This is a genomic window from Catenibacterium sp. UBA627, assembly GCF_002299355.1.
Lineage (GTDB): Bacteria > Bacillota_I > Bacilli_A > Erysipelotrichales > Coprobacillaceae > Catenibacterium > Catenibacterium mitsuoka.
On sequence record NZ_DBPF01000022.1, the window covers coordinates 1 to 5541 of the forward strand.

Genomic DNA, 5541 nt, shown 5'->3' on the forward strand with positions numbered 1-5541 from the left:
TTGATTCCTCCACCAAAACGTGAGCCGATACCAGCAGCCATAATAACTAAACTTGTTTTCATTAGATACCTCCACTTTTACCTCTAGTAAAAGTATTCAATCATTTTTACCAACGCCATAATACACTATTTATATTCGAAAATCAAACTATTACAGTTAATCTACTCAATTTTATTAAGAAATTCTTAAGAAAATAGGAAAAAACTAAGCGAAATTAAGAAAAAAAGAAAAGTTTCACGAATGAGGCTTTAGGATACTAGTCTAAATTTTCGCCGTTAGATTTGAATACTTTAGAGATCCAATAGAATGATTTCTTAGGTACTCTTCTTAAGTCTAATAGTTCTTCATCAGTTCTATTAACGTATACGAAACCATATCTCTTGGCAATCTGGCAGCTAGAAGACGGAATATCAATAGGACCCCAAGTGATATATCCTAGACAGTCAACACCATCTTCTAGAATCGCATTCTTCATTTCCTGGATATGATTACGATGATATTCAATTCTATAATCATCATCTACAGTATCATTTTCATTTAATGATTCTCTTGCACCCATACCGTTTTCTAATACGAAGCAAGGAAGATCATATCTTTCGCTTAAAGTATTCATGACCCATCTAAATCCAATGGCATCCTTTTCCCAACCCCATTCAGTTGCTTCAAGGTGAGGGTTCTTTACAACATGCTTTTCTACAATATCATTGAAGGGTGTAGTCATATCAAATTCACCTTCAGTGAGTGTATTAGAACGATAGTAAGAGAAGCATAAATAATCACATGTATACTTTAATAACTCTTCATCGCCTTCTTCAAATACAGGGAACCAATCTCTATTTTTTAAGTAAGCTGTATAATATCTAGGATATTTACCATTAGCCTGTACATAGCATACCCAGTCATTAACTAAATCATAAGCCTTCTGACAGAATAAGTTATTCTTTGGTGTATCAGTTGCAGGATAGAAGTTAGTAATAGTTGTCATGCCACCAAACTTAGCATCTGGTACGAGTTCTCTTAAAGCCTTAACAGCTTTACAATGAGCAATCATAACATTATGTGCGACCTGGTATAGATGTTCAGCTTTAGTTTTTCCCTCAGGAATAATTTCCGCATTTGAATAGATTAAGCTACAAGAATGTAGGTTCTGTTCATTAAATGACATCCAATGTTTTACTCTATCACCAAAACGTTCCATACAAACTCTTGCATAACGTTCAAATAAATCAACAACCTTACGTGATGCAAAACCATTGTATTCCTTTACTAGATGATAAGGCATATCAAAATGAACTAATGTAATCATTGGAGTAATACCATTCGCAATTAATTCATCAATTAAATTATTATAGAACTGTACACCTTCTTCATTGACTTCATCATCTCCATTAGGAATAATACGGCTCCAGCAAACAGAGAAACGATAGAAGTTGAATCCCATTTCTTTCATTAACTGAATATCTTCCTTATAACGATGATATTCATCAATTGCAACTTTCCAGTCTGCATGTCCTTCTGGTGTAGGTCTTACATCATAGATTGATAAACCTTTTCCGCCTTCATCCCAAGCTCCTTCAGTCTGGAATGATGATACTGAGCCACCCCAGAAAAAATCTTTTGGTAATTTCTTTTCCATTTATTCGTCCTCCTTAGTACAAAAATATTTTCATATAACCATTTAGAGAAGTAAATATGTACGGATAGAGTTTTAATTTTGTTTCAAAAATCAGTGTTAAAAATCAAGTTTATTGAAAAAACGTTTCATGATATAATTAAATCAGGTGATAAACAATGAGTATAATGACACAATTAGAGTTTGCATTAGATTTCACACATGCTGAAGTGGAAATCGCCCATTACATATTGAATCATGGAGAAGATGTACTAAATTTATCAAGTAAGGAATTGGCCAAAAGAACGTATACATCTCCTGCCACTATCGTTAGACTATGCCGTAAACTAGGTTTAGAAGGATATAATGACTTTAAGATCAAGTATTCAGCAGAACTACAATATACACTTACTAAAACTAAAAGAATCGATGTTAACTTCCCCTTTGGTCCAGAAGACAACTATCCACAAATTGCCTATAAACTCGGTACAATGAGCAGAGAAGTTATTGAAGATACAATTAAATTGATAGATTTTGATGATTTGCGTAAAGCGATAGAACTTATGAATCAATATGAGTCTATAGATATATATGGAAATGGTAATTCAATGTTAGAAGCATTAAGCTTTCAGCATAAGATGACACGTATTGGACGTAACGTAAATATTCGTACATTAGAAGGAGAACAGATCTTTTTAGCTTATAACTCTTCTTCATCACATCTTGCAATGATTCTCTCTTATTCAGGAGAAACAGCTGAAATCATCCGTATTGCCCAGACTTTAAAAGAAAAGGGGACAAAGATGATTGTAATCACTTCTCTAGGAGATAATCAGCTATCACATTATGGTGATGTGATACTAAGAGTTGGCTCAAGAGAGAAAATCTTTACTAAAATAGCTCCTTTTGCCTCAAATCTTTCTATGGACTATATTTTAAATCTTATTTTCTCATGTATATTCCAACGTGATTATAATAGAAACTTAGAGAAAAAAGTCAGTTATGATAAAACAAAGGATGCAAGACATCCGGCTCGTTCTCCAATTAATGATATATAATATGGGAAAATGTAATGCTTTTCATTTCCGAAAAATGAGTATATAATGGTTTTGCTGTGTAGGATATGCCCTGTGGCTACCTATTTAGGAGCTAACTTAATATTCTGCTGGCAAAATTATATTTACGTCATATTGCGTATGCAAATGACAGTGGAGGAAACAAATGAATAACAAAAAAACAAAGAATCTGACTTTACTTGCATTATTTATTGCGATTGAAGCAGTTATGGTCATGGTACCATTTTTAGGATTTATCCCAATTGGACCTTTAAGAGCAACATTGCTTCATATTCCAGTTATTATTGCATCAATTGTATTGGGTACTAAGCAGGGATGCTTGATTGGTCTTGTATTTGGTTTATCTTCATTATTAATGAACACAATGCAGCCAACAGTGACATCTTTCGTCTTCTCACCATTTATTAGTGGATCACTACTCAGTGCAGTTATTGCGATTGTACCAAGAGTTATGATTGGGTTTGTATCAGGTTCTATTTATCAGCTAATTAAGAATAAACAGCAGACTATTGCGATAGCAGTCGCTGCTTTCCTAGGTGCTTTAACAAATACAGTATTAGTATTAGGTGGTATCTGGGCTTTATTTGGTACATCTTATGCTAAGGCTATTGGTCAGGATGCAAGCAAGCTTGGAAGTTATTTCTTAGCAGTATCAAGCACACAGAGCTTACTTGAAGCTTTTGTGGGTGTTGTTATTGTGGTAATTGTCACAAAACCTCTCTTCGCTTTAATGAAGCGTGGATAATTTATATATGAAAAGAGGGTATTAATAGATGAAAAAATTGATTATAGGGATTACTGGTTCTATTGCAGCATTTAAGACTGTACAGTTCATCAGTGATCTAGTGAAAGAAAAATATGAAATTGAAGTCATGCTCACTCCAAGTGCAGCAAAGTTTGTTACACCAACTTCTATTTCTGCTCTCACAAAGAAAAAAACATATATTGATGTCTTTGATGATGATCCAGGATGTATTACACATGTAGCTATCGTCAAGGATGCTGATCTATTTATGATTGTACCAGCGAGTGCAACAACCATCGCGAAATGTGCGAATGGTATTGCAGATAATATGTTGACAGCTGCTTTTCTAGCAGCCACATGTCCTAAACTCATTGCACCTGCAATGAATGTACATATGTATGAAAATAAAGCAACACAGCGTAATATCCAAACTTTAAAGGATGATGGTGTTTTATTTGTAGAACCTGCTGTAGGTCTTCTTGCATGCGGTGATACAGGTAAAGGAAAACTTGCAGATTATGATCATCTTCATTTAATGATGGAATATGCACTTAGTGACCATCCATTACAGGGCAAGAAAGTTTTGGTTACTGCAGGACCTACTCAAGAAGCTCTTGATCCTGTTCGTTTCTTGACAAATCATTCATCTGGAAAGATGGGCTATTCCATTGCACGTGCAGCATTTATACTTGGTGCCAAGGTACGATTAATTCATGGCCCTACATCATTAAAGCCAGTGCCTTATATTATCAATCAATCTATTACAAGTGCCCAGGATTTATTTGAATGTGTAAAAAGACATCATACACATTATGACTATATTATTATGTCAGCTGCAGTAGCTGACTATACACCTGTAGAAACATCTACAGATAAGATTAAGAAAAATGACAATGAACTTATTCTTAAACTAAAAAAGAATCCAGATATACTTGATTATATAGGGCATCATCAAGTTGAACATCAAGTGATATGTGGATTTGCGATGGAAACACAAGATTTAATTGAAAATGCATCAAAGAAATTAAATAAAAAACAATGTGATCTGATTATTGCGAACCATCTTAAAACAGAGGGTGCAGGATTCCAGGGTGATACAAATGTTGTTACTATTATTACTCAGGATTCTATGAAGGATATCGGTAAGATGTCTAAATCAGATTTAAGCTATATTATCTTGAAAGAATGTATGAAAATAGGAGCTAAGAAATAAGAATGCTATTGGTTATAGATATCGGTAATACAAATATTACTATTGGCGTTTACAAAGAAAATCATTTAGTAGGTCGTTTTCGTATGACAACACGTATGGAACGTACATCAGATGAATATGGCTTATTACTTCATTCATACCTTCAAGCATCTCACTTGAATGTAGAAGATGTGAAAGATGTTATTATTAGTTCTGTTGTACCAAAGATTAACTATTCTTTCTCAAGTTCCATTATTAAATACTTTCATATTAGACCACTATTTGTTGGCCCAGGTGTGAAAACAGGAATCAATATTCAAATTGATCATACATCTACTCTTGGCTCAGACCGTTTGGTAGATGCAGCAGGGGCATATTATACTTATGGTGGTCCATGCTTAGTTATTGATTTTGGTACAGCGACTACATATGATGTTATTACAGAGAAAGGTGTTTTTATTGGCGGTGTAATTGCACCAGGCATCGGCATAGAAGCTGGTGTTCTTTCTTCTATGGCTGCTCAGCTTCCTGAAATTGAATTAGTCAAACCACAGCATATTATTGCGAAAAATACAGTCACTGCAATGCAGGCGGGAGTTGTTTATGGTTATATTGGTAAGACTGAATATATTATCAAGAAGATTAAAGAAGAGTATGGACAGAATCTAAAAGTAGTATCTACTGGTGGTTTAGGTAAGCTTATTGCGAAAGAAACTGAATTAATTGATATTTATGATCAGGAACTTACATTTAAAGGTTTAAAGATCATATATGATAAGAACAAGAAGGATCGTCACTGATCCTTCATTTTTTCCCTTCATTTTTTACAAATCTTATTGACACATATATTATTATTTGGTATTCTAAATAAGAACTCCTCGAGTGTTAGTGAGGCCGCATTCGTATAATGGCTATT

Annotated in this window: 5 protein-coding genes; 4 read left to right on the forward strand and 1 reads right to left on the reverse strand. The window is 34.0% G+C overall.

What is annotated here, in order from left to right; all coding sequences use genetic code 11:
- Window positions 1-256: 256 nt before the first annotated feature.
- Window positions 257-1636 carry a glycoside hydrolase family 1 protein gene (locus tag B2S90_RS01425; protein ID WP_278778967.1) on the reverse strand — a complete coding sequence of 460 codons (1380 nt, stop codon included), beginning with the start codon at window positions 1634-1636 and terminating at the stop codon, window positions 257-259.
- 155 nt (window positions 1637-1791) lie between these two features.
- Here B2S90_RS01425 and B2S90_RS01430 point away from each other — a divergent pair, with 155 nt between their 5' ends.
- The 4 genes from B2S90_RS01430 (at window position 1792) to B2S90_RS01445 (ending at window position 5425) form a co-directional block, all read left to right on the forward strand.
- The gene (locus tag B2S90_RS01430; protein ID WP_286696439.1) at window positions 1792-2670 is read left to right on the forward strand and encodes a MurR/RpiR family transcriptional regulator; all 879 of its coding nucleotides are present in this window, start codon (window positions 1792-1794) and stop codon (window positions 2668-2670) included.
- Between the two features lie 163 nt (window positions 2671-2833).
- On the forward strand, window positions 2834-3433 hold the full coding sequence (locus B2S90_RS01435; RefSeq protein ID WP_286696440.1) for an ECF transporter S component: 600 nt from the start codon (window positions 2834-2836) through the stop codon (window positions 3431-3433).
- A gap of 28 nt (window positions 3434-3461) precedes the next feature.
- Window positions 3462-4646: a bifunctional phosphopantothenoylcysteine decarboxylase/phosphopantothenate--cysteine ligase CoaBC gene (coaBC, locus tag B2S90_RS01440; RefSeq protein WP_286696441.1), complete on the forward strand. Its 1185-nt coding sequence runs from the start codon at window positions 3462-3464 to the stop codon at window positions 4644-4646.
- A 2-nt stretch (window positions 4647-4648) separates the two neighbouring features.
- Entirely contained in the window at window positions 4649-5425 is a 777-nt protein-coding gene (locus tag B2S90_RS01445; protein WP_195920911.1) for a type III pantothenate kinase, read from the forward strand.
- The last annotated feature ends 116 nt before the right edge of the window (window positions 5426-5541 follow it).